This is a genomic window from Roseibium sp., assembly GCF_050301095.1.
Taxonomy (GTDB): Bacteria; Pseudomonadota; Alphaproteobacteria; order Rhizobiales; family Stappiaceae; genus Roseibium.
In genome coordinates this window covers 1-19,664 of the sequence record NZ_JBNKYW010000235.1, presented here as the reverse complement: position 1 = coordinate 19,664, position 19,664 = coordinate 1, and the positions used below count along the sequence as shown (strand labels likewise).

Sequence of the window (19,664 nt, the reverse complement as noted above, 5' to 3'; positions counted from 1 at the left end):
AGCAAAGATTGATCTGAAAGAGGCTCGCATAGAAATGGGTTTACGAACATAGGCAAGGAACATTCAGACCTTCTAGGTTGCAAGCATACATTGGGTGCCAAACATCCACTGTCCGCTCCTGGCAGGGAAGACGGCGCTGATATGGTAGGAAAACAATAACGCTCACTCCCGGCAGGATAAGGCCTCCTTGCAAGGCAGGGCGCTGCACAGCGATCAATCCACCGACCGCCCGCTTCCGCTTGCTGCCCTCCGCCGTGGACGCCCTCTGCCGTCGGGAGTAGGCTGGCGGGCATGGAAAGTCAGACGCACCGCCGGCTCACCGTCATCGTGTCGTCCGATGTGGTGGGATATTCCCGGCTCATGGGACGCGACGAGGCGGGCACGCTTGCCGTCCTGAACGACTGCCGGACCGGCATCATCGACCCGAAGCTTAGCCGTCTTGGCGGCCATATCGTCAAGACCATGGGAGACGGGCTGCTGATTGAATTCGCCTCTGCCGTCGATGCGCTCCAGTGGGCCGTTGACGTCCAGCGGGAGATGGCCGGGCTGAACGCCGCGCGGGATCCGGACTGGCCCGTTCAGCTCAGGATCGGCATTCACATCGGCGATATCATCGCCGAGGAGGGCGACATCTTCGGCGACGGCGTGAACATCGCCGCGCGCCTTCAGGAAATCGCAGAACCGGGCGGCGTCTGCATTTCCGCCGCCGTCCACGAGCAGATCCTGGGCAAGACCGGCCAGCCGTTCGACGACCTCGGCTACAAGCGGCTGAAGAACATCGACCGCCCCGTTCACGTCCTGAAGGCGCGGCTCGCCGGTGTGCCGTCGGGCGGGGAGAACGTCCATGCCTGGCCCCATGTTGCCGGGGCTCCGCAAGCGCAGAAGCCGCTGGCCGCCGGAGGGTGCCTCTGCGGGCGTGTCAGATACGAGGTCCGCGACGAGGCGGCCGCCGTCGGCTATTGCCATTGCCGGATGTGCCAGCTCGCGCTCGGAGCGCCGCTGAATGCCTGGGCCGCGTTCCGCAAATCGGACGTGCGGTTTTCCGGCGACCCGCCGAGGCTCTACCGGTCCTCGCCGATTGCCGTGCGCGCCTTCTGTGCCGAATGCGGCACGAGCCTCTACACCGAGATCGAAGGGGCGGGGTCGTCGGAGTATTATTCGATCCGGCTGGCGACGCTCGACAACCCGGAAGCCTTTCCGCCCGCCTGCCACTTCGGCGTCGAAAGCCAGCTGCCCTGGCTGAACATCGAGGACGACCTGCCGCGCATCCGCACCGAGGACGACGAAATCCTCTCCTCCCGCTGGACGGCTGCCGGAGAACCAAAGGGCGGCCCGCCCCGCAAGACCGCGCTTGAACGCTTTCGGTCGGGACCGGGCAGGAAGGACTAGGGTAGGGACCCGGGCTTTCCCACCTGCACCCGTCTCCCCCCTTCTAGGGGGAGATGTCTCCGACACGAGACAGAGGGGGGTATCAGCCTCCCGAATGCATCCGGCCATTCCGTTTCAGGCGGAAAAGCTTCACCCCCCTCTGTCCGTTTCACGGACATCTCCCCCTCAAGGGGGGGAGAGGGGCGCAAGCCGCCTGTCCGCCTGCTAGAAAATGCAGACCATCGCTCGCGGTTCATCCCCCAGGCTCTGCAAACGAGTGGGCCCCGGATCTCGCGACGCTCGTCCGGGGTGACACCGGGAGGAGAAACAAGATCTTCGCCGTCATCCCTGTCAATGAGAGCGCCTGGCTTGTCATTGATTGGAAGTTAGGTGTGAATGGGAGCGGGCGGAACGCCGGGGCCTTTCGCAGAGAAAGAGTGGTCCCTCACGGGGGGGCTGATGCCGGCACGCTTCGCTTTGTCGGGAGGGCGCCGGTCAGACCGGGCACAACGAAAAACGCCCTCTCCGGAGGGAAAGGGCGTCTTCGATTGCGGGTCTCCGCGCGGTGATCAATCCACCAGCGCGCCTTCCTCGTCCTTGGCCATGCGGCGCATGCGCGCTTTCAGCACCTTGCCGAAGATGATCGGCAGGACGAAGCCGATGACCGCGAGCGTCCACAGCCCGATCGACAGCGGGCTGTCGATGAGCGCGAACCAGTCGCCGTTCTCGATGGTGATCGCCCGGCGCAGGTTGTTTTCCATGGCATTGCCGAGCAGCGTGCCGAGGATGATCGGCACCAGCGGCACGTCGAGCTTCCTGAGCACCCAGCCCATCACGCCGAAGCCGACCATCACCAGAAGATCGAAGGACGAGCCCGAAATGCCGTAGATGCCGACGAAGGAGACCATGGCCACGATCGGCATCAGGATGCGCGGCGGGATCAGGAGCACGCGGGTGAAGAGGCCGATCATCGGAATGTTCATGGCCAGCAGCATGAAGTTGGCAATGAAAAGCGCCGCGATCAGGCCCCAGACCACATCCGGCTGCTGGGTGAAGAGCAGCGGGCCGGGGGTGATGTTGAGGGCAAGCAGCACCGCCAGCAGCACCGCGGTGGTGCCGGACCCCGGCACGCCGAGCGCGAGCATCGGCACGAGGGCGCCGCCGGCGGCAGCATTGTTGCCGGCCTCGGGCGCCGCGACGCCGCGCGGATCGCCGGTGCCGAAGGTGCCTTCCTTGTCGACCAGCTTCTTCTCGAACGTATAGGAGATGAAGGAGCCGAGCGAAGCGCCCGCCCCCGGCAGCACGCCGGCGATGAAGCCGAGGAAGCTGGTGCGCAGCATGGTCGGTATGCAGGATTTCACCATCGCCCACCCCGGAACCAGACGGCCGACGGACACCTTGTCACTGCCGGCATCCGCGCTGCCGTGGCGGTGTTCCAGGAACAGGAACACCTCGGAGAGGGCGAAGAGGCCGACGATGGCGACGAGGAAATCGATGCCGTCGTAGAGATGGACTTCGCCGAAGGTAAAGCGCGGCACCCCGGTCTGGGTGTCGACGCCCACGGTCGCGAGCCCGATGCCGAGCGCCGCCGCGAAGGCGGTCTTGGCCTGGTTGGTCGAGGCGACGCCGCCGAGGGTGGCAAAGGCGAGGGTGAAGAGGGCGAAATATTCGGCCGGTCCGAACAGGAGCGCGATCTTGACCAGCTGCGGTGCCAGCAGGATCAGGCCCCAGGTGGCCAGGAACGCACCGACGAAGGACGCGATGCCGGAGAGCGACAGGGCTTCGCCGGCCTGCCCTTTCTTGGCCATCGGATAGCCGTCGAGACAGGTCATCATCGCCGGCTCGTCACCGGGAATGTTCAAGAGGATCGAGGAGATGCGCCCGCCGTACATGGCGCCGTAATAGACCGACGTCAGCAGGATCAGCGAAGGCGTCGCGCCGAGGCCGAGCGTGAAGGCGAGCGGGATCAGGATGGCGACGCCGTTGGAGGGGCCGAGGCCCGGCAGCGCGCCCATGATGGTGCCGAGAAAACAGCCGAGCAGCGCCAGCAGCAGGTTCTGCCAGGTGAGGGCGATGACGAAGCCGTCGGCCAGTGAAGACAGGGTTTCCATGGGACGCTCCGATCAAAAGCCGAGGGGACCCTTGGCCAGCGACAGGCCAAGAACGAGATGGAAGACCGCATAGATGCCGGCCGATGTCAGGCAGCCGGAGATCACCGAGGCGATCGGCGCGGTGCCGAGGCGCCAGGTCAGATAGGAGGCGGCGGCCGCGGTGGCGATCACGAAGCCGGCTTCCGGCAGCGCGATGGCATAAAGGATCATCACCAGGACGGCGGCACCGACTTCCAGGAGGCGCGGCAGGGCGGGCCATTCCGGCTCGGCGTCCGGCTTCAGGAAGATGACGATGGACGCCAGGGCGAGCACCGCCGCGATGATCAGGGGAAAGGCTTTCGGGCCGACGGCGTCGGACAGAAAACTCTCTTCGATGACAAGAGCGGCCCAGGCATATCCCAGCGCGAGAACAAGCCCGACCGCGCCAAAAATGCGGTCGCTCATGGATACCTTCCTGCAAGCGGCCTGCCGGATCGGCGGCCAGCCTGAAACGGGATCAATTGAAAAGGCACTTTATGGGTCCGTACCCTAGCGTGCCGTGCGGGTTTCCGACAGTCCACCTCAACCTTCCGAAGGATCGGGCGAGGCCGATGGGGCGGTCCCTGATTTCGGGGCCTTGTCAGAAAAGAGGGGCGCATGGTCTGCGCCCCTGCCAGTTGAAAGAGCCGGCACTCTTATTTGATGATGCCGATCTCTTTGGAGATGTCCTGGATCTGCTGGACCGAACCGGCAACGAAGTTCTGGAACTCTTCGCCCTGCAGATCGAGCGGAGCCAGACCGTTGGCAGCCATCACGCCCTTCCACTCGTCGCTTGCGTAAAGCTCGGAGATCTTGGAAACCCAGGCGTTGTAGGCATCGTCGGACATGTTGCCCGGAGCGTAGAAGCCGCGCCAGTTGGCACCGATGGCGTCGACGCCCTGTTCCTTGGCGGTCGGGAAGTCGGCGAATTCACCCGGCAGACGGTCCGGTGCCAGCACCGCGATCACCTTGATGTCGCCGCTGTCGACAAAGCCCTTGGCTTCGGAGATATCGCCGGTGAAAGCCTGGACGGATCCGGCCAGGAGCTGGGTGACGGCTTCGCCGCCGCCGTCAAAGGCGATGTATTTCACCGAGCGCACGTCGTCGATGCCATAGGCGTTGGCCGCGATCAGCACTTTCAGATGGTCCCAGCCACCGACGGCGGAGCCGCCTGCCACGGAAACGGACGTCGGATCGGCCTTGATCTGGTCGAGCAGCTCCGGCAGCGTGTTGACCGGGCTGTCGGCGGCAACGGCGACCACGCCGTAGTCGGCGCCGATGGCGGCGAGCCAGCGGACCTGGTCCATGGTGTTGCCCGGATAGGCGCCCTGGGCGAGACGGGTCGCGGTTGCCGAAGAGGCTGCCACGATCAGGTCGTTGTCGTCGCCGCGCTTGTTGACCACTTCAGCGAAGGCCACGCCACCGCCGCCACCGGCCAGGTTGACGACCTGCATGGTCTTGTCGAGCAGTTTCAGGTCCTGCAGGGACTTGCCGACCTGACGGCAGGTGAAGTCCCAGCCGCCGCCCGGGTTGGCCGGAGCGATACATTCCGGATTTTCCGGCTTGAATTCGGCAGCGGATACGCCGAGTGCGGACGCGCCAAGGAAGGCAGCCGCCAGCAGAACGCGGGTGGTTTTGAATGCCATGATGTGTTTCCTCCACATGAGCCTGGCTTTTTGATGAGCCTTTTCTATCCGTTGTGCCGCATGTCGCGGGGTCCTCCCAACGGACGTGAGGGAAGATTAGCGCCCCTTCCTGTCATCAACCTGTCACGGGGCGACAGCCTGCTTGCATGTCGCAAAAAGCCGGGGCAAGACTGGAGACGGGAGGACAGGCGAATTGCGACTTTTGCTCGTTGAAGACACCTTTGACATGGCCGAGGCGATCATGATCCGGCTGGACCGGTCGGGCATTGCCTGCGATCTGGCAAAGACGCTGGAGGAGGCGCGCGCCTGTGTCGACGTGCAGCGCTATGACGTCATCGTTCTCGATATCAACCTGCCGGACGGGCTCGGAACCGAGCTCCTGAAGGAAATGCGTTCCGGCGGCGACCGCACGCCGGTGCTGATGCTGACGGCGGAGTTCTCCGTCGATGACCGGGTCTCCTCGCTCAATTCCGGTGCGGACGATTATCTCGTCAAGCCGTTCGACCACCGGGAACTGGAAGCCCGGATCCGCGCGCTCTACCGGCGCGAGCAGGGCGACAAGGCCGAGGAGCTGAGCCTCGGCAACCTGACCTTCAACGCCTCTGCCCGCGTGGTCCGGCTGGACGACAGCCCGCTCACGCTGACCCGCCGGGAGTTTTCCCTGCTGGAGATCCTGATCCGCAACCGCGGCAAGACGGTCAGCAAGGAACGGCTCTACGAGGGGGTCTTCAGTTTCCAGGACACGGATGTCAGCATGAACGCGCTGGAGCTTTATGTCGCACGCCTGCGCAAGAAACTGTCCGGGTCATCGGTCAGGATCGAGACCCAGAGAGGGCTTGGCTACAAGCTGGACGCCGATGCCTGATTTTTTCCGGAAGCTGGAGACGACCTCGCTGACGGCCCGCGTCGCGCTCGGGATCGCCCTGCTTCTGATGATCGGCGGCGTTTTTGTCTCCATCGCCGCCTTCGCCTACGGACGGGAGGCGGCCAGAACCGCCTACGACCGGCTGCTGCTGGGCGCCGCCAACGACATAGCCTCCGCCATTTCGGTTCAGGACGGCAGGCCGGTCATCGAGCTGCCCGTCTCCGCATTCGAGCTCCTGACCTTCGCCCACGACGACAGGATCGGCTACCGCATCATCAGCCCGGACGGCAGGACGCTGACGGGATACGACGACATCCAGTTGCCGCAGGGGCGGAAGGATCTTCGGGACGGCTTCTTCGACGGCACCTTCTTCGGCGAACCCGCCCGCTACGCGGTGGTCTCCCGCCGCTTTGCCGAGCGCACGCTCAACGGCACCATCAAGGTCGTCGTCGGCCAGACCCTGCGCGCCCGCAACACCATGGCCTATGACATCACGCGCAAGGCGCTCTATGTGCTGGCGGCCTCGGGTCTCGCCATGGTGCTGCTGGCGGCCGTGGTCGTGCGCTCGGTCCTGAGGCCGTTGGAAAAGATCGCCGGCGGGCTGTCGGCGCGCGATCCGCACGACCTGACGCCCGTCGACACCGCGGTCCCCAGGGAAACCGAGGTCATGATCAATGCGCTCAACCGCTTCATGGCCCGTCTTGACCGGCAGATGAACTCCATGCGCCATCTCATTTCCGACACGGCCCATCAGCTCCGCACGCCGGTGGCGGCCCTCAGGGCGCAGGCCGATCTCTTCAGCGACGAGACGGACACGGACAGGCAACAGAAGATCGTCGAACGGATCCAGACGCGCTCCACCAGCCTCGGCCGCCTGCTGGACCAGATGCTGTCCCAGGCCCTGGTCATTCACCGCGGCGACAGCGTGCGCCGCGAGCGGGTGGATCTGCGCGATGTCGCCCTCGACGTTTTCGAGGAGGGCGATCATGCGGTGCTGAACCCGGATTTCGACGTGGTGCTGGCGGTCGGCGAAACGCCGGTCGAGGTGATGGCCGACGAACCGTCGCTGAAGGAGGCGCTCAAGAACCTCTTGAACAACGCCCTCAAATACGGTCGCTCGCCTGTCCGGATCGGAGCATCGGCTGAGGATGGCCGGGCCGCCATCTGGGTGGAGGATGCAGGCAAGGGCCCGGGAGACGACGTACTGAAGGCGCTGGGCGTGCGTTTCAACAAGGGTACGCTCTCCCGTCAGTCGAGTTCCGGCCTCGGGCTTGCGATCGTGCATTCCGTCGCCGTGTCCTTCGGCGGCGAGCTTGTGCTGGAAAAACCAACGGAAGATCGTTTCAGGGCTTCCCTGGTCTTCGATGCCCTGCCGGAGAAAGATGCATGAGACTGCCGAATTTCCTTTCTGGCGCTTGTTTTTCCGCACTGGCAATGCTTGGCGCGGCCGGTTCCGGGCTGGCCCAGGAAATGGTTCGGGACTTCGGTTCGACAAGCGCACCGTCAACACTGGTGCTGCGCTCCACGACCGACATTTCCGTCTTCGGCCCGGTGGTCGACAGCTTCGTCAAATCGCACGCGGGCGTCCGTGTCCGCTATGAACAATGGGGCTCCAACGAGCTTTACCGGCTGTCCCGCGCCGACTGCCGCGAAGAGCGGACCGGTGCGGATGTCGTCATCAGTTCCGCCGTGCATCAGATGGTGCAGCTCGTCAACGAGGCCTGTGCGTCGCCCTATGTCTCCCGCCTGACCGAACAGGTTCCGCAAGCGCTTCGCTGGCGGGACGAGCTCTGGGGCATCACGCGGGAGCCCGCCGTGATCGTCTATAACCGCGATCTGGTTCCGGAAAGCGATGTCCCGAAGACCCGCTTCGATCTGCTGGATCTGCTGAGACCCTCCAATACGCCTTATGCCGGCAAGGTCGCCACCTACGACATCGAACAGTCAGGCCTCGGCTATCTCTTCGCCTTCGCCGACAGCCGCGAAGCCTCAACCTTCGGCGCCCTGCAGGAATCCTTCGGCAGGTCCGAGGCCGTCTCCACCTGCTGTTCGGCGGATATCATCCGAGGTGTCGCCGAGGGCAAATATCTGATCGCCTACAATGTGCTTGGCTCCTACGCGCAAGGATACCAGCTTGACGACGAGCGCATCGGCATCGTTCTGCCCTTGGATTACACGCTGGTGCTGTCGCGCGCGCTGATGATCCCGAAGCAATCGCCGAACAAGGATCTGGCCGAAGCCTTCCTGGACTTCCTGCTGTCGCCGCAGGGCACCCTCGAACTCAGGACCACCCTCCTGATCAGCCCCCTGCTGGAAGCCGAGGACGGCAACGAGGGTGAGGCCTTGAGCCCGACGGCGCTCCGCCCCATCGGCCTCTCCCCCGCCCTGATGGTCGCCCTGGACGCCCTCACGCGCGAAACCTTCCTGCGGCGCTGGCGCGTGACGTTCCCGGGGCCGTGAGGGGATTGTTCGCTCCAAAGACCGGCCGGAATGCAGTGCATTTCCCGAGTTGTCATCCCGGCCTTGCCGCTGACGCGTTAAGCCGCAGTGCCAGGCAAGGGAAAAGGGAAAGGATTGCTGGCTCTCAGCCTCATCCCAACCCCTTCAGCGCCGCGATCATCTCAGGCGCATCCCAGACCCGCTCACCGATGGCCCCCAGGATCACGTCTCCGGATCCGTTGAGGATATAGGTCACGGGCAGGCCGCGCAGGTACCACTTGCCGGGCAGCGTTCCCTTGTCGTCGATCAGGATCGGAAGACCGTCGAGCTCGGCCTGTTCCAGAAAGGCGCGGACCTTCTTGTCCTTGTCGCCGACATTGACGGCAAGAACCGCGAATTTGTCAGATCCCAGTTCCCGGTTCAGTCTTGCCAGGGTCGGCATTTCCTTCCGGCAGGGCGGGCACCAGGTGGCCCAGAAGGAAACGATCAGGGTCTTGCCCCGGTAGTCCTCGAGACTGTGTATCCTGCCGTCAAGGTCGGGAACGCCGAGTTCGGCCGTGTCGATCGCAAAGGGCGGTTCGGCGAGGCCGAGCCGGCGGAACTCCGGTTCGGAGGCAAATGCCGGTCCACTCAGCGCGGCCGTAGCCGCAAGGCCCATCACCATGTCCCGTCTGTTCAGCAGTCTCATGAAGGCGCACCTTTCCCTCTCGTTTCCTATCCGGGCACAAGGTAAGTTGCACAGGTCACAAGGCAACGGGTGCCGGGTTCACATTCAGGCACATTTCCATGCCGGTTTCGTGAACCCGTTAAGCGGGCGAAGTCTCGATATAGGCCTGAAGCGCGCCGGCCACCCCGAGGGATTTGATTGCCTGAACGGCCTCCCGGAAGGCATTGAGATAGACCGGGTCCGAGCCGAGCGGGCCGAAGAGGTCCGGCATGCTGAAGGCCTGCTTGTTGCTGCCGAAAACGCTTTCCGCCCAGGGCTTGAGAATCTCCGCGTTGGGGTCCCCCAGTTCGATGGCATCGCCGGCCTCGTTGCGGCAGAGGCCGTAGCGGCACCAAAGGGCCGTCTCCAGGGCAAGGCCCCGGATGGGGAGGTCCTTGTCGAGGCGCTCCTGGATCGAGGGCAGGATGAATTTCGGATGCTTGTTGGAACCGTCGAGGCAAATGCGCGGGATGGTGTCGCCGACGGCCGGGTTCGAAAACCGCTCCATAACCGTCTCCAGATAGGTCTGGAAGCTGACGCCGGGGATTTCCGGCAAGATCGGAAGGACTTCCTCTTCCTCAAGCTTCTTCAGAAACGTCCGGATCAGCGGATCCGCCATCGCGTCATGGACGAAGTAATACCCGAGCAGAGCCGCCGGATAGGCGATGGCCGAATGGCCGCCGTTCAGGATGCGCAGCTTCATGAGCTCGTAGGGCGCGACGTCCTCGACGAATTCGACGCCGACTTTCTCCAGTGCCGGCCGCCCGGACGGGAAGCGGTCTTCCAGAACCCATTGCCGGAAGGGTTCGCATACCACGGGCGCGGCATCCTCCAGCCCGAATTTTTCGCGCACGAGCGTCTTCTCGCGTTCTCCGGTCGCCGGCGTGATGCAGTCGACCATCCCGTTCGGGAAAGCGACGTTTTCCGATATCCAGTCCGCCGTCTCGGGCGAAAATGCCTTTGCGAACCCGACCACCGTCTGTTGCGCGATGTGTCCGTTTTCCGGCAGGTTGTCGCAGGACATGACGGTGAACGGCGCAATGCCCCGCTCCTTGCGCTTCAGAAGCGCCGTGACCAGCACACCGAAGACGGTCTCGGGCCTGTCAGGCTGGCTGAGATCGGCCAGGATCTCCGGGTGGCTCACGTCGAACCCACCGGTGGCCGGATCAATGAAATAGCCGCCCTCGGTGATCGTCAGCGAGACGATACGAATTTCCGGGTCGCACAGTCTGGTGATCAGCGCAGCCGGATCGGCATCGATGAAGTCGATCATCGAACCGCAGACATGCGCGCTGAGCCCCTGCGGGTCCAGTTCCACGACCGTGGTCAGCCAGTCCTGGCTTGCCAGCCGGTCGCGCATCGCCTTGTCGTAGGGCTTCAGGCCCGCGCCGACGATGGCCCAGTCATGGCCTTCGCCGCGTTCGAACAACCGGTTCAGATAAACTGCCTGATGGGCGCGGTGGAAATTGCCGACACCGATATGCACGATGCCGGGTGTGAGTGAGGCCCGGTGGTAGGTGGGTGCCTTCACGTTGTCAGGGAGCGTAGCGAGCACAGAATTTCCTAGTTTTTGCGTCATTGGTCAGCTCATCCAGTTGCCGCCATCGACGTTGTAGGTCTGGGCAAGAATGTAGTCGGCTTCGCTGGAAGCCAGGAAGACGGCCATGCCGGCAAGATCGTCGGCCGTGCCCATGCGTCCGAAAGGCACCGCGGCGCCAACCGCGGCCTTCTTCTCGCCGGGCTCAAGGCCTTCATATTTCGCAAACAGCGCATCCACTCCGTCCCAGTGCTCGCCGTCGACGACACCCGGGGCAATCGCATTGACGTTGATGCCGTGCTTGATGAGATCGAGGCCCGCCGACTGGGTAAGGCTGATGACGGCGGCCTTGGTGGCGCAATAGACGCCCACCAGCGGCTCGCCCCGGCGCCCGGCCTGGCTTGCCATGTTGATGATCCTGCCGCCCTTGCCGCGTTTGATCATGGATCTGGCGGCCGCCTGCATCATGAAGAGCGTGCCGGCAACATTGATGTCGAAAAGCCTCTGGTAACTGTCCCGTGTGATCTCGACGATCGGCGCCAGGTCGAAGAGGGCCGCGTTATTGACCAGGATGTCGAGACCACCGGTCCGCTCTTCCACCACTGCGATGGCCCGGTCGATGGAAGCCTGGTCGGTGACGTCGAGCCTGACCGCATAGGCATTCGGACCGATCTCCCGGGCGGCGCTTTCCGCACCCTCCAGGTTGATGTCGGCAATGGCGACCGTCGCCCCTTCTTCCGCGTAGCGCGCAGCAAAGGCCTTGCCGATCCCCCGGGCGGCGCCGGTGATCAGCGCGGATTTTCCCTCTAGTCGCTTCATGCGATCCTCAGTCCCTGATTGTCGAAACGGTGAACCTTTTCCGGGTCCGGTGTCAGATGCACGGTGTCGCGGTGGCGCAGGTCGATTTCCCCGCTGGAGCGCACCGTGACCGGCTCTTCGAGACCCTCGATGTCGACATAGAGGAAGGTATCGGAACCAAGGTGTTCGGAGACGCCAACCTTGCCGGTCCACTTGCCTTCCGTCTTCGACACCGTCAGGTGTTCGGGGCGGATGCCGATGGTGGCCGCGCCGTATTCGGCGGCATGGGCGCCCATCAGGAAGTTCATCTTCGGCGAGCCGATGAAACCGGCGACGAAGCGGTTGCGCGGGGTGTGATAGAGCTCCAGCGGCGAACCGACCTGCTCTATCACTCCCGCCTGCAGAACCACGATCTTGTCGGCCATGGTCATGGCTTCCACCTGGTCGTGGGTGACGTAGATCATCGTGGTCTCGAGTGACTGGTGCAGCTCGGAAATCTCCAGGCGCATGTTGACGCGCAGCGCAGCGTCGAGGTTCGACAGCGGTTCGTCGAAAAGGAAGGCCGCTGGCTCGCGTACGATGGCCCGGCCGATGGCGACGCGCTGGCGCTGGCCGCCGGACAGCTGGCCCGGTCGCCGGTCGAGATAATCCGTCAGGTTCAAAACCTTGGCGGCGGCTTCCACCTTGGCGTTCTGGGCCTCCTTGTCGAGGCCGGCCATGCGCAGCGGAAAGGCGATGTTCTTGCGCACCGACATATGCGGATAGAGCGCATAGGACTGGAACACCATCGCAAGGCCGCGCTTTGCGGGCGGTATCATTGTCGCGTCCTTGCCGTCGATGGTGATCGTGCCCGAGGAGACGTCCTCCAGGCCCGCAATCAGGCGCAGAAGCGTTGACTTGCCGCAGCCCGACGGGCCGACGAACACCACGAACTCACCGTCTTCGATGCGCAGGTCCAGGGGCGGGATGACCTGAACGTCGCCGAAGTTCTTGGTGATCTGGTTGAGGGTTATCTGACCCATGTTTGCCTCGTCTCGTTTATTTGACTGCGCCGAACGTCAGGCCGCGTACAAGTTGCTTCTGGCTGAACCATCCGAGAATGAGGATGGGGGCGATTGCCATGGTCGAAGCCGCGCTCAGCTTGGCGTAGAACAGGCCTTCCGGGCTGGAATAGCTTGCGATGAAGGCGGTGAGGGGAGCTGCTTTCGCGGCCGTCAGGTTCAAGGTCCAGAAGGCTTCGTTCCAGGCCAGGATGATGTTGAGCAGCAGCGTGGAGGCGATGCCGGGGATCGCCATCGGCGTGAGGATGTAGAGAATTTCCTCCTTCAGCGTCGCGCCGTCCATGCGCGCGGCCTCCAGAATTTCTCCCGGGATCTCCTTGAAATAGGTGTAGAGCATCCAGACGATGATCGGCAGGTTGATCAGCATAAGCACGATGGTCAGCCCGGCACGGGTGTCCAGCAGGCCCAGCTTGATGAACAGCAGATAGATCGGATAGAGCACGCCGACCGCGGGCAGCATCTTGGTCGACAGCATCCACATCAGGATGTCCTTGGTGCGTTTTGACGGCACGAAGGCCATCGACCAGGCGGCCGGCACGGCGATCAGAAGGCCGAGAACGGTGGAGCCGCCGGCGATGATCACCGAGTTCCAGAGGTAGCGCATGTAGTCGGAACGCTCCTGGACGATGGCGTAGTTCTCCAGCGTCCAGTCGAAGAACAGGAACAGCGGCGGATCGTTGATCGCCTGGGCTTCGGTCTTGAAGCTGGTCAGGATCGTCCAGAGGATCGGAAAGAAGATCAAGAGGCCGATTGCCCAGGCGGCAATGGTATTGATCGTCTTGCGGCGGGTGGTAACGGCGCGTGCCATGGTGGTCCCTCCTCAGGCGTCCAGGTTCTTGCCGACGATGCGCATCAGGAAGATGGCAACGATGTTGGCGAGAATGATTGCGTAGACACCGCCCGCGGACCCGAGTCCGACGTTCTGGCTTTCCAGGACCCGCTGGAAGATCAGGTAGGTGAGCGTGCGGGTGCCGAACGAGCCGCCGGTGGTGACGAAGATCTCCGCGAAGATCGCCAGCAGGAAGATCGTCTGGATCAGGACGACGATCGTGATCGCACGCGACAGATGCGGCAGGATGATGAAGCCGAAGCGGGCCAGCGGCGGCGCGCCGTCCATTTCGGCGGCCTCGAGCTGCTCGCTGTCGAGCGACTGGATGGCGGTCAGCAGGATCAGGGTGGCAAAGGGCAGCCACTGCCAGGACACGATCAGGATGATGGAAAAGACGGACACGTCGCTCAGCCACTCGACCGGCTGGGCGCCGAAGGCCTTCCACAAATGCGCGAACAGGCCGTTGACCGGGTCCATGAACATGTTCTTCCAGACCAGGGCGGAAACGGTCGGCATGACGAAGAACGGGGCGATGACCAGGATGCGGACGATGCCCTGACCCCACATGGGCTGGTCGAGCAGGATCGACAGCAGCACGCCGAACACGATGGTGATGACGAGAACCCCGCCGACGATGACAAGCGTCGTCTGGATACTTGGCCAGAAGGCACTTGAGGAAACGAAGCGGATGTAATTGTCGAACCCGACCCAGCCGAGGTCGCCGCCGCGCAGCGGCAGAAACTTCTTGAAGGAGAAGTACAGCGTCATCGTGAGCGGGATGAGCATCCACCCGAGCAGCAGGATGACGGCAGGCGCCATCATGATGCGGGCGGCGGAGCGGGAATGCTGGGTTGCCATGGGCGCACCTGTCCTGTTGAGGGTCCGGTCGTCTTTAAAAAAATGAAGTAGGACGGAAAGGAAAGAGGGCGAGACGTGCCCGCCCTCTTCAGTCGGGGAGGAGTCCCTTAGTAGCCTGCGGCTTCCATTTCCTCGGTGACCAATGCCTGGGCCTTGGCCAAAGCTTCGTCAGGGGTTTGCTGACCGGCAACCATGGCCGAAAACTCCTGGCCGGCCGAAGTGCCGATACCGGCCCATTCCGGAATTGCGACATACTGAATGCCGACATACGGGACCGGTTCCACGGTCGGGCTGTCGGGATTGGCCGCGTTGATGCTGTCCAGCGTCATCTTGGCAAACGGCACCTTGGCATATTCGGGGTTCTCGTAGAGAGACGTCCGGCTGCCCGGGGGAACGTTTGCCCAGCCTTCCTTTTCAGCAACCAGGGCAAGGTAGTCCTTGGAAGTTGCCCAGTTGATGAATTCCTTGGCGGCTGCCTGTTTCTGGGTGCCTGCCGGAATGGCCAGCGCCCATGCCCAGAGCCAGTTCGCGCGTTTTTCAACGCCTTCCTTGTTCGGTGCCAGGGCGAAACCGACCTTGTCGGCCACCGTGGAGTCATCCGGGTTGGTCACGAAGGAGGCGGCCACGGTTGCGTCGATCCACATGCCGCACTTGCCCTGCTGGAACAGCGCCAGGTTTTCGTTGAAACCGTTCGTGGAGGCGCCCGGAGGTCCGTAGTTCGTCAGAAGGTCGTTGTAGAAGGATACGGCTTCCTTCCAGGCAGGCGTGTCGAGCTGCGGCTTCCAGTTCTCGTCAAACCAGCGGGCGCCGAAGGAGTTGGCCACGGTGGTGATGAACGCCATGTTCTCACCCCAGCCCGCCTTGCCGCGCAGGCACACGCCGTAGATTTCATTGTCCTTGTCGGTCATGGCCTTGGCGGCCGCGGCAACATCGCTCCAGGTCGGCGCTTCGGGCATTTCGAGCCCGGCCTTCTCCATCAGGTCGGTGCGATACATGATCATCGAGGACTCGCCGTAGAACGGCGCTGCGAACAGGCTGCCGTTGTGGCTGAGGCCTGCGCGCATGGCCGGCAGGATGTCATCCTTGTCGTAGTCCGCCGGCAGGTCGTCGAGGGAGACAAGCCATTCGTTGGCTGCCCAGATCGGCGTTTCGTACATGCCGATGGTCATGATGTCGAACTGGCCGCCCTTGGCGGCAATGTCCTGGGTGACGCGCTGACGCAGGACGTTTTCCTCCAGCGTGACCCATTCGACATTGTGTCCGGTTTTCGCGGTGAAGTCGTCCGTCAGGCCCTGCATGCGGATCATGTCGCCGTTGTTCACGGTCGCGATGGTGATCGTTTCGGCGAAAGCGCCCGTCGTGGTGAGCAGGGTAAGTGCAGTTGCCGCACTGAGTGCGTTCTTCCAATCCATCCTGGTTCCTCCCATGCTTGGATGTTGTCCAGAGCTTGAGCTAAAATTTATCCGGCGTCAATAAAAATTTTGCGCGCGTAAAATTTCAAGCGGACGAACGCAGTACGAGCCTTGCCGCAAAAAGGGTTTCCTGGCGGGCGTCGAAGGAGCCTCCGGCCTCGATCAGGTCGTGCAGGGTCTGGAAGGCGTGATTGGCCACGGCATCATAGTCATGCGCGGCGGTGGTCAGCGACGGGCAGGTGAAGCGGGAAAAGGGATGGTCGTCGTGCGAGGCCACCCGGAGCGCGCAGCCTTCGCCGCGTCCGACCCGGAAACCCCGCTCGTAGCAGGCCGACAGAAGCCCGATCGCCAGCCGGTCGTTGCTGCACAGGATCGTATCGGTCGGAAATCCGTGGACATCCAGTATCCTGAGCGCTCCATCACGCCCGATTTCCTCGAACGCCCAGCCTTCGCCCTCGACCTTGAGGACGTGCGGCTCGAAGCCCAGTTTTTCCATCATTTCAAGATAGGCTGCCCTGCGCTTGTTGGCGTTCGGGTTCGCAGGCGTGCTCATTTCGAAAAAGCAGGGCGGTTCACCTGATCGTGTCAGATACTCGACGGTCTGCGACACGAAGCTGTAATTGTCAGAGCCGACAAAGGCTTCTCCGATCCCTTCCAGGTTGCTGTCGAACAGGACGGTGGGCACGTCATTGCAGAACCGCTCAATGGCCGACCGGTCCGAGGCCCGCCCCAGCGGGGCCAGCAGAACGCCTGCCGGCTTCAGCGACCGGAGGCTGTTGAGAATGTCCTTTTCGAATTCCTGCTCGCCGTGGGAGTTGAACAGGATCGGCCAGAAGCCGGCGTCGACGCAGCGCCGTTCGATCTTGCGGGCGATTTCCGCAAAGAAGGGGTCGGCGAGATAGGGCACCACGATGCCGATGTTCTTGGTCAGGCGCCGGTTCTGGTTGATCGCGAAGATGTTCGGGCGGAAGTCGTAGCGTTCCAGCGCTTCTTCGATTCGGGCACGGGTCGACTGGCGCACACTTTCCGGATCGTTGAAATACTTTGACACCGTGGGCCTTGAAATTCCGCTGACGGAGGCGAATTCCTCCATGTTCCTGATTTTTCGATCCGTCATGGGCCCGTCTGTTGCTCCGTCCGGTTTGTTCTGGTTTCCGGTCTGTCTTCGCATCACAGCCAAGGCCGGCGCGAAATTTATCGCGAGTAAAATAACAACTTTACAATAGAAACTTTTTCCATGCGGTCAAGATTCGTCGGCTGATCGACAGCAGGGGGGCGAGGGCACGCGTTGTGCCAGGCAGGACAATGCCGGCTTCGGGGGCTTTGAATTTGACCGGAAGTGTGGCGCCGGAGATCTGGTACCTGCTGGTCCATTGCGAGAAACGCATAAGGAACGGGCTCCCGAGGACCGGACCAATTCAACTTGACGTCAGCCGAACCAGCGCTTTTTCCAGCGGCGGAATCCGCCGGTCGCTTCCGTCGCCCGTCTTTGCGCCTCGCTCGTCGCCTGCTCGACGTTCTCGCCGACATCGTCAACGAAGTCGTCGATTCCCTCGACAATCGGATCGACGTGCTTGCGCTTGAGCGCGCGGATGGTTCTGAAAATCAGATAGCCCAGCAGGCCGAGGACGAGGAAGAACAGAATGTCGAACCAGGGGATCAGAAAGACATTCGGTCCCGAGACCCGCTCGATGCTGATGACATTCGGAAAGATCGTGAACAGCTTGATCCGCCAGCCGTAATGGGTGACGGCAACCCAGACGTCGCCTCCCTTCTTGGCCAGGTCCTGGGCCTGGGCGGTGATGTTGGAGCTGTCGAACTTGAAATAGGGCGGCCAGCCCCAGTCGGTATCCTCGTTGCGGTAGACCCGGGGCTCGCCGTTCGGCCAGACGGCATTGATGAAGCGGACGTCCCGTGTCCAGTTCTTGTTGGTGCCGGCATCGGGCGCTGCCCAGAACAGCGACGAGGAGCCGATGTCCATGCGCTTGACGTCCGTGCCGACGATCCGCACCACGTCGCGCCCGGGCAGCGTGTAGTGGAGAAAGGCCACGACGACCAGAAGCACCGGGATGCCGATGATCCACTTAAGAAATTTCATCGCTCTCAGTCCCTGTCGTCGTCATCGTCATCATCGTCGTCGTCGTCGCGATCGTCGTCCCTCGGAATGGCGCCCCATGGTCCCATGTTCCTGCCGAAACCGATGTCGTCGCCGTCTTCCGCCATGTCGCGTTCCGCTCCGAACAGTTCCTCGCGTGTGCCGACCTTGTCGACCATGTATTCGTCGGCGAGGAACTGTGCCGCATAGGTTTTCTTCGCCTCGCTCCATGTCACGTAATGGGCGTAGAACGCATCCTTGTGGCAGATGAAAAGCTGCCGGAAGTCGAGCGGTGTCAGCTCGGCCAGCAGCTTGTTCACCAGCGGCTTGTCCCGGTGGCTGCGCGACCTCAGGAGATAGAAATAGGCCGGATCGTCCGGGGAGGGCCAGCGCATGCTGCCGCCCGCGGAAAGACGGCGGACCGCCTCTTCCAGCGAGTGATATTCCGCCGGCAGGTCCTTCTGGTACTTGCGTTTGAGGGCCCTGAGGTCGCGGCGGGAAAGCCCGGAAAGGTCCTCTCCCTTGTCGGCCGCCGTGTCGATGACGATGAAATCCAGCTTCTGCTTCAGGATGTTCACGGCCTTGCCGTTGCCGGCCTCGAAGATCGGCTCGACCAGCGCATTGCGCGTCAGGAAGTCGGCAATCTTATCCCGGTCTTCTAGGTTCAGAAGACGCTTCACCGGAAGCTTGTCGTCCGTCTCCAGCTTGCCGGAGGCGATGCAGGCCGTTTCCTTCATGTCGCGGAAGATGTAGAGCCCGCCGAAATGGACCGTATGGAAGTTGCCCTGTTCGAAGCGCGGAAACTTCAGCGACAGCGGCGTGCGGATGATGTCGCCGGTGTGCTTGGCCAGTTCGATCATCTCGGCGATCAGGACATCGTCCCACCAGGCATCCGGTTCGCTCACGAATTGTTCGATCTTGTCGGCCAGTTCTTCGCCGGCCTCCGAATGACCGCCGACCGTGTCCGCGTCCACGTCGATGGCGTTCAGGTGAAAGAGGTCGAGCGGTGACTTGAGCGAATAGATGGAATTCACCAGCTCGCCGACGACACAATCCCGGATCGACAGCGCGAAGAGCTGTTCCTCGTTTTCGTCGATGAACCGCCTGAGAAGATGGCGCGAGGTGGAGAACTTCGCATTGAGCAGCGGCGCGGTCTTCTGCTCCACCGTGAGCAGGATGAACTGGCGGTTGCAGCCGTTGGGATTGAGGTAAAGCTCGTCGCCCAGCTCGTCACCGACTTCGGGCGAATAGCCGGAGATATCGATGTGAAACGCGTCGAGCCCGGTCCGTTTTCCGGTCAGGTGCTCCAGCGCCCGGTTGTACCGGCCGACCATGGAGGGCGAAGTCACCTCCACGAGATTCCCGTACATCAGGCCGTGTTTCACCAGTCTCATCATGGGCGTTTTGCTTCCATGAAGCGGCGCTTGGCTTCTTCCATGCGCTGCATCTCCCGGACCGCGTTTTCAATCGCGGCTTCATCGGACTTGTCCGCGTAACGGAATTCGCTGTCGGCGTAGCGGTTGATTTCCTGGATCACCATCTCGACCGTGATCGGCTGCGCCAGATCCGCGATCATCGCCTTCTTGGTGTCATAGTCCCTGAACAGGAACAGTTCCGGATTTTCCATCCACTCGTCCGGCAGCTCGAAATCCATCGCCCGCACCTTGATGGCGTCGGTGATGTTCTTGATCGCTCGGCCGGTGAAGCGATCGTCCGCCTCCTGGATGGCCTTCAGATAGGCGCCGAGCTTGGCGATCGTGTCGAGGTCGCCGATCTGCTCCCGCACCTTGTCGAAGACATTCAGAAGCGCGTCCTCCTGCGGCCGCAAATGACGGTCGTAGGACGCGGCGACCGCTTTCTTGATCGCCTGGGCCTCGAAAAGGTCGTGATCGCCGACCGGGATCGAATGGTTCTTGCCCAT

At 62.7% G+C, this 19,664-nt stretch carries 17 protein-coding genes and 1 pseudogene; 4 read left to right on the top strand and 14 right to left on the bottom strand.

The window, feature by feature from the left end; translation table 11 throughout:
* The first annotated feature begins 291 nt into the window (after positions 1–291).
* Positions 292–1,389, top strand: a complete 1,098-nt coding sequence (locus ACQY7U_RS20830; protein ID WP_428648786.1) for a GFA family protein — start codon at positions 292–294, stop codon at positions 1,387–1,389.
* A gap of 548 nt (positions 1,390–1,937) precedes the next feature.
* Here the strand turns inward: ACQY7U_RS20830 and ACQY7U_RS20825 are convergent.
* The 3 genes from ACQY7U_RS20825 to ACQY7U_RS20815 form a co-directional block, all read right to left on the bottom strand.
* Positions 1,938–3,479, bottom strand: a complete 1,542-nt coding sequence (locus tag ACQY7U_RS20825) for a tripartite tricarboxylate transporter permease (protein WP_428648783.1) — start codon at positions 3,477–3,479, stop codon at positions 1,938–1,940.
* 12 nt (positions 3,480–3,491) lie between these two features.
* The gene (locus ACQY7U_RS20820; protein ID WP_428648781.1) at positions 3,492–3,923 is read right to left on the bottom strand and encodes a tripartite tricarboxylate transporter TctB family protein; all 432 of its coding nucleotides are present in this window, start codon (positions 3,921–3,923) and stop codon (positions 3,492–3,494) included.
* Between the two features lie 230 nt (positions 3,924–4,153).
* Positions 4,154–5,143 carry a Bug family tripartite tricarboxylate transporter substrate binding protein gene (locus ACQY7U_RS20815; RefSeq protein ID WP_428648779.1) on the bottom strand — a complete coding sequence of 330 codons (990 nt, stop codon included), beginning with the start codon at positions 5,141–5,143 and terminating at the stop codon, positions 4,154–4,156.
* Positions 5,144–5,336: 193 nt separating this feature from the next.
* Between ACQY7U_RS20815 and ACQY7U_RS20810 the strand changes: the two genes are divergently transcribed.
* From ACQY7U_RS20810 to ACQY7U_RS20800, 3 genes are read left to right on the top strand one after another with little or no spacing between them, the layout of a single operon-like run.
* Positions 5,337–6,008, top strand: coding sequence for a response regulator (locus tag ACQY7U_RS20810; protein WP_428648777.1), 672 nt, complete (start codon positions 5,337–5,339; stop codon positions 6,006–6,008).
* The gene (locus ACQY7U_RS20805) at positions 6,001–7,398 is read left to right on the top strand and encodes a sensor histidine kinase N-terminal domain-containing protein (RefSeq protein ID WP_428648774.1); all 1,398 of its coding nucleotides are present in this window, start codon (positions 6,001–6,003) and stop codon (positions 7,396–7,398) included. Before ACQY7U_RS20810 ends, ACQY7U_RS20805 begins: the two co-directional genes overlap by 8 nt.
* Complete coding sequence (locus ACQY7U_RS20800; protein ID WP_428648771.1) at positions 7,395–8,468, top strand: ABC transporter substrate-binding protein; 1,074 nt, start codon at positions 7,395–7,397, stop codon at positions 8,466–8,468. The genes ACQY7U_RS20805 and ACQY7U_RS20800 overlap by 4 nt, the downstream gene beginning before the upstream one ends.
* A gap of 130 nt (positions 8,469–8,598) precedes the next feature.
* Here the strand turns inward: ACQY7U_RS20800 and ACQY7U_RS20795 are convergent, their stop codons facing one another.
* The 11 genes and pseudogenes from ACQY7U_RS20795 to ACQY7U_RS20745 all read right to left on the bottom strand — a co-directional run.
* Complete coding sequence (locus tag ACQY7U_RS20795) at positions 8,599–9,135, bottom strand: TlpA disulfide reductase family protein (protein WP_428648769.1); 537 nt, start codon at positions 9,133–9,135, stop codon at positions 8,599–8,601.
* Between the two features lie 118 nt (positions 9,136–9,253).
* Complete coding sequence (locus tag ACQY7U_RS20790) at positions 9,254–10,732, bottom strand: mannitol dehydrogenase family protein (protein WP_428648767.1); 1,479 nt, start codon at positions 10,730–10,732, stop codon at positions 9,254–9,256.
* A 3-nt stretch (positions 10,733–10,735) separates the two neighbouring features.
* Complete coding sequence (locus ACQY7U_RS20785; protein WP_428648765.1) at positions 10,736–11,509, bottom strand: L-iditol 2-dehydrogenase; 774 nt, start codon at positions 11,507–11,509, stop codon at positions 10,736–10,738.
* Positions 11,506–12,510, bottom strand: a complete 1,005-nt coding sequence (locus ACQY7U_RS20780; protein WP_428648762.1) for an ABC transporter ATP-binding protein — start codon at positions 12,508–12,510, stop codon at positions 11,506–11,508. Before ACQY7U_RS20780 ends, ACQY7U_RS20785 begins: the two co-directional genes overlap by 4 nt.
* A gap of 16 nt (positions 12,511–12,526) precedes the next feature.
* Positions 12,527–13,357 carry a carbohydrate ABC transporter permease gene (locus ACQY7U_RS20775; RefSeq protein ID WP_428648759.1) on the bottom strand — a complete coding sequence of 277 codons (831 nt, stop codon included), beginning with the start codon at positions 13,355–13,357 and terminating at the stop codon, positions 12,527–12,529.
* A 12-nt stretch (positions 13,358–13,369) separates the two neighbouring features.
* Positions 13,370–14,236 (bottom strand): carbohydrate ABC transporter permease, encoded by an 867-nt coding sequence (locus ACQY7U_RS20770; RefSeq protein WP_428648756.1) that lies wholly within the window; start codon positions 14,234–14,236, stop codon positions 13,370–13,372.
* Positions 14,237–14,343: 107 nt separating this feature from the next.
* Positions 14,344–15,648: an ABC transporter substrate-binding protein gene (locus ACQY7U_RS20765; RefSeq protein ID WP_428648754.1), complete on the bottom strand. Its 1,305-nt coding sequence runs from the start codon at positions 15,646–15,648 to the stop codon at positions 14,344–14,346.
* Between the two features lie 85 nt (positions 15,649–15,733).
* A complete protein-coding gene (locus ACQY7U_RS20760) occupies positions 15,734–16,765 on the bottom strand; it encodes a LacI family DNA-binding transcriptional regulator (protein WP_428648751.1) in 1,032 nt (343 codons plus the stop codon).
* A gap of 312 nt (positions 16,766–17,077) precedes the next feature.
* Positions 17,078–17,746 (bottom strand): DUF1523 family protein, encoded by a 669-nt coding sequence (locus tag ACQY7U_RS20755; RefSeq protein ID WP_428648748.1) that lies wholly within the window; start codon positions 17,744–17,746, stop codon positions 17,078–17,080.
* A gap of 5 nt (positions 17,747–17,751) precedes the next feature.
* The gene (locus ACQY7U_RS20750) at positions 17,752–19,140 is read right to left on the bottom strand and encodes a DUF6638 family protein (protein WP_428648745.1); all 1,389 of its coding nucleotides are present in this window, start codon (positions 19,138–19,140) and stop codon (positions 17,752–17,754) included.
* Positions 19,137–19,664 (bottom strand): annotated as a pseudogene (locus ACQY7U_RS20745) (AAA family ATPase); the annotation flags it as partial. The pseudogene ACQY7U_RS20745 and the gene ACQY7U_RS20750, both read right to left, overlap by 4 nt.

Coding starts and splice junctions, on each gene's coding strand:
- ACQY7U_RS20820 (WP_428648781.1), bottom strand. CDS start 3,923: ATGAGCGACCGCATTTTTGGCGCGGTCGGGCTTGTTCTCGCGCTGGGA.
- ACQY7U_RS20795 (WP_428648769.1), bottom strand. CDS start 9,135: ATGAGACTGCTGAACAGACGGGACATGGTGATGGGCCTTGCGGCTACG.
- ACQY7U_RS20790 (WP_428648767.1), bottom strand. CDS start 10,732: ATGACGCAAAAACTAGGAAATTCTGTGCTCGCTACGCTCCCTGACAAC.
- ACQY7U_RS20780 (WP_428648762.1), bottom strand. CDS start 12,510: ATGGGTCAGATAACCCTCAACCAGATCACCAAGAACTTCGGCGACGTT.
- ACQY7U_RS20815 (WP_428648779.1), bottom strand. CDS start 5,143: ATGGCATTCAAAACCACCCGCGTTCTGCTGGCGGCTGCCTTCCTTGGC.
- ACQY7U_RS20800 (WP_428648771.1), top strand. CDS start 7,395: ATGAGACTGCCGAATTTCCTTTCTGGCGCTTGTTTTTCCGCACTGGCA.
- ACQY7U_RS20805 (WP_428648774.1), top strand. CDS start 6,001: ATGCCTGATTTTTTCCGGAAGCTGGAGACGACCTCGCTGACGGCCCGC.
- ACQY7U_RS20770 (WP_428648756.1), bottom strand. CDS start 14,236: ATGGCAACCCAGCATTCCCGCTCCGCCGCCCGCATCATGATGGCGCCT.
- ACQY7U_RS20760 (WP_428648751.1), bottom strand. CDS start 16,765: ATGACGGATCGAAAAATCAGGAACATGGAGGAATTCGCCTCCGTCAGC.
- ACQY7U_RS20830 (WP_428648786.1), top strand. CDS start 292: ATGGAAAGTCAGACGCACCGCCGGCTCACCGTCATCGTGTCGTCCGAT.
- ACQY7U_RS20825 (WP_428648783.1), bottom strand. CDS start 3,479: ATGGAAACCCTGTCTTCACTGGCCGACGGCTTCGTCATCGCCCTCACC.
- ACQY7U_RS20755 (WP_428648748.1), bottom strand. CDS start 17,746: ATGAAATTTCTTAAGTGGATCATCGGCATCCCGGTGCTTCTGGTCGTC.
- ACQY7U_RS20765 (WP_428648754.1), bottom strand. CDS start 15,648: ATGGATTGGAAGAACGCACTCAGTGCGGCAACTGCACTTACCCTGCTC.
- ACQY7U_RS20785 (WP_428648765.1), bottom strand. CDS start 11,509: ATGAAGCGACTAGAGGGAAAATCCGCGCTGATCACCGGCGCCGCCCGG.
- ACQY7U_RS20750 (WP_428648745.1), bottom strand. CDS start 19,140: ATGATGAGACTGGTGAAACACGGCCTGATGTACGGGAATCTCGTGGAG.
- ACQY7U_RS20775 (WP_428648759.1), bottom strand. CDS start 13,357: ATGGCACGCGCCGTTACCACCCGCCGCAAGACGATCAATACCATTGCC.